Genomic DNA, 2,991 nt, shown 5'->3' with positions numbered 1-2,991 from the left:
TCTTAAACCATCCTTATCATAAATATATAACAGTACTATCCCCTCCCTATTGAAAAGGAGGTTTCACAAAATGAATCAAGATATATACACTTACCTACACCAACTTCAGCAAGCTCTCCAAATACAGCAGCAAACTATTCTAAATCTCGAAGAGCAAGTTCGCCTACTACAAGAAGAGCTTAATGAGTTAAAAAGTCGCCCCTCCTCTTCTATAGGAAAAGTGGAATATAAATTCGATCAATTAAAAGTAGAAAATTTAAACGGTACTTTAAATATTGGCTTGAATCCATTTTCAACAAAAGGACAACAAATTGAAGATTTTCAAGTAGATACAGAAACATTAAAAGTAAATCCTGAAACAGAAATAAATCCAGACTTTTATCAAGGTATCCTTCAAGAAATGCATCGCTATTTAGATGAAGAAGCATATAGTCGAATTCTCCATTTTGAACAAGAAGAGAGAACGCCGCTTGATGAGATGTATCGACAAATGATGGTGGATGACATAAAAAAACAGATGGAACATAGACTTCCATATTATTTATCACAAGTTCAATCGTATGAGGGTATTTCCACAGATCCCGATTATTTACGAGACGTCATTATTCAAGCGATGAAACAAGATATTGACAAAGCCTTTCTTTCCTTTATTCAACACATACCAGGCAATTTCCGAAAGGAGTAAGTATGTATGAATTTAAATGTTGTGAACCGCGAGTTAAAAGTAGGGCAGATTAAAATGAACGGGGTTTCTTCTTCCGCATTATTTTTAATTGGAGATGCAAACTTCCTCATCCTTTCTTCTATTCTTGATACACCATTCGAATCCGTTACAGAGGGACCATTTGTACCATTAGTAACAGATGTCCCTTCGACTCCAGGTTGAGGAGAGGAAAAATTATGCTTCGTCATATTTCAATTGTACAAAATGTTTCTATCATTTCTATGGGGATTGCAGCTGTCTTCCAGGCCGGGGATGCTAATCAAATAGAATTAAAAAATAGAGCGCTTATCGTTCATCGAGAAATCCCTTGTTATATAAAAGGTGAAGGTCGTTTTGATGCGTTTGAAATCTTTACAGATGAACACATTACAATTCCAAAGCGAACAACAGATGTAAAAATGAATATTGTAAATGAGTGCCCTTTTATTGAAGTAAATGATGTTCACTTGCGAACACTTTTAAATTCCGCGTGCTTCCAAATCGGCAATGTTGACTATGTTTTTAATAATTCTCGCACGCTACAAATCCGCCAATTTATTACTGATGAACCTTCCTCTAAATAATTCATATAGTAATTAAAAAGCTTAGTAAAGTAGGTGGATGGTATGCCTTCGGTTGTAGGAAATATCGTCGTTCAAAACAGTAACGGCTCTTTCAACTTAGGAGATTTTTATAACGTGTCTCCGAAAGAAAATACGAAAGCTTATAACGGTTCTGGGGCTTCCAATGTCGGATTTGTCGTCAACACTTTTAGCGGCGTTAGCGCAACAAATACATTTGATTCGGACGTTGCAGACCAAGATCAAATTGGAACAGCGTAAAAAAGAAACAGCTTTAGCTCTATTTTGTGTAGAGCTAGGGCTGTTTCTTTTAATTTTAACATCTTACATATTTACGTTTGAATCCGAGTCTTCCTCTATCAAGTTCTTTATGAATACTTTCGTAAGCATTTAGAAAACTGCTTTTTTTGTTGTCCCGTTTTAGCTCCACTATGCCTACTTCCTTTGCAGTTTCAACTGCCTTTTCATGTAGCGGCACATATGAAATCCCCACGGTGTTTAGAAAATTATTCATAGCGGATTTCGTTCGTTCTGGCGCATCGTGAATTGTATTTTTCACAACTTCTAGCATATTGGTAATCTTACTTTCGGAAAATTCATGGTCTTTTCGATTCCCTAAAAGCCAGCAGTAGCAACTCCATCCCGCTGACATTCTTAGTTCGTCACCACTTGCAATCCATTTATCAGCAACGTCTTGTGCAAAATCTGATTCTGATAAAGTTACTGCTACCACATAATCGGACAGCATATAAAAGTACACCCCATCCATCCAACGATCAAAATCCGATTCTTTCATAGTTTTTGGATCTGCAATAATGCCTGCAAAGTACATCGCATCATAGTTACCTGTAGCATAAAGCTCTTCAGCTAAACTTTGATTGATTTTTATTTTCTTCGCGATTGGTTTCATAGCACCTGTAGCTACGCCAAAAAGTGGCTCCTTTGCACCATTGGATATGTATATTTTTTTAGTTCGTTCCTTACCGAGAGTTTCAAGCTCTTGCATTACTGTTTCAAAATCCATCGTGTTGCACTTCCTTCCTTAATATTATAATCAATCCGCTTATATTCTTGATCCATCTTTTAAATCGTTTTGTCCATCGATTTACGATTTTCAAAATGGGATTTCGTTATACTCGTTTATCTAGCTAATTAATACCGATTATAAAAACTAATCATTAATGAAGATGCTACTCCCCGCTAATGATTAGTTTTTTTATTTAAATGATAATCCCTTATCTTCTAAAGCCGATCTCAATTTAGGTAAAGATGCTGGCCCTATACCATGCAGTTTCAAAATTTCTTTTTCACTATACTTTGAAAGTTCTGCTTCAGTCGTTATTCCATGGCGCTCTAACGCTCGCCTTGCTGGTGCTGAAAGAAGAGAAAGAAAGCCTTCTTTTGGCTTTCTCTCTTTCTCACAGGTTGGGCAAGTTGGACAATCGCTACTTTTGTAGTACTCGTGTCCTTGATCACAAGTTCTTAACGTCGCCATAATCCATAACCCCTTTCTAAGCTCTATTCGTCAATATTTACAACATGATTTCCATCAAAGAAATATAAACATTTCTCTTTCACAGGATGTTTTAAGCTTTTCTCGAGTGCTTTTGCATATAGTGAAAGCTGTACTTTGTATCGGTCTTCTAAAATTGGTTTCGCTTGATCAAATCCGCCTGGGAACTTTCCTTCAATCGTATCTGTTTTAAA

At 36.4% G+C, this 2,991-nt stretch carries 6 protein-coding genes and 1 pseudogene; 4 read left to right on the top strand and 3 right to left on the bottom strand.

Annotated features, from left to right (window positions below; genetic code table 11):
- The first annotated feature begins 70 nt into the window (after positions 1-70).
- From gerPC to gerPF, 4 genes are read left to right on the top strand one after another with little or no spacing between them, the layout of a single operon-like run.
- The gene (gene gerPC / locus AC1DJR_RS24255) at positions 71-685 is read left to right on the top strand and encodes a spore germination protein GerPC (RefSeq protein WP_410589388.1); all 615 of its coding nucleotides are present in this window, start codon (positions 71-73) and stop codon (positions 683-685) included.
- A gap of 6 nt (positions 686-691) precedes the next feature.
- On the top strand, positions 692-886 hold the full coding sequence (gerPD, locus tag AC1DJR_RS24250) for a spore germination protein GerPD (RefSeq protein ID WP_193652769.1): 195 nt from the start codon (positions 692-694) through the stop codon (positions 884-886).
- 14 nt (positions 887-900) lie between these two features.
- A complete protein-coding gene (locus AC1DJR_RS24245) occupies positions 901-1,287 on the top strand; it encodes a spore germination protein GerPE (protein ID WP_193652768.1) in 387 nt (128 codons plus the stop codon).
- A 42-nt stretch (positions 1,288-1,329) separates the two neighbouring features.
- Positions 1,330-1,545: a spore germination protein GerPF gene (gene gerPF, locus AC1DJR_RS24240; RefSeq protein ID WP_477003694.1), complete on the top strand. Its 216-nt coding sequence runs from the start codon at positions 1,330-1,332 to the stop codon at positions 1,543-1,545.
- A gap of 55 nt (positions 1,546-1,600) precedes the next feature.
- Here the strand turns inward: gerPF and AC1DJR_RS24235 are convergent, their stop codons facing one another.
- From AC1DJR_RS24235 to AC1DJR_RS24225, 3 genes and pseudogenes are all read right to left on the bottom strand, one after another.
- Complete coding sequence (locus tag AC1DJR_RS24235; protein WP_410589385.1) at positions 1,601-2,308, bottom strand: DNA alkylation repair protein; 708 nt, start codon at positions 2,306-2,308, stop codon at positions 1,601-1,603.
- Between the two features lie 192 nt (positions 2,309-2,500).
- A complete protein-coding gene (locus AC1DJR_RS24230; RefSeq protein ID WP_477003693.1) occupies positions 2,501-2,779 on the bottom strand; it encodes an RNA polymerase alpha subunit C-terminal domain-containing protein in 279 nt (92 codons plus the stop codon).
- Positions 2,780-2,802: 23 nt separating this feature from the next.
- Positions 2,803-2,991: pseudogene (locus AC1DJR_RS24225) on the bottom strand (PD-(D/E)XK nuclease family protein); the annotation flags it as partial.

Source organism: Bacillus sp. 05T31, from assembly GCF_056396725.1.
This window is presented reverse-complemented; position numbering and strand designations above follow the sequence as displayed.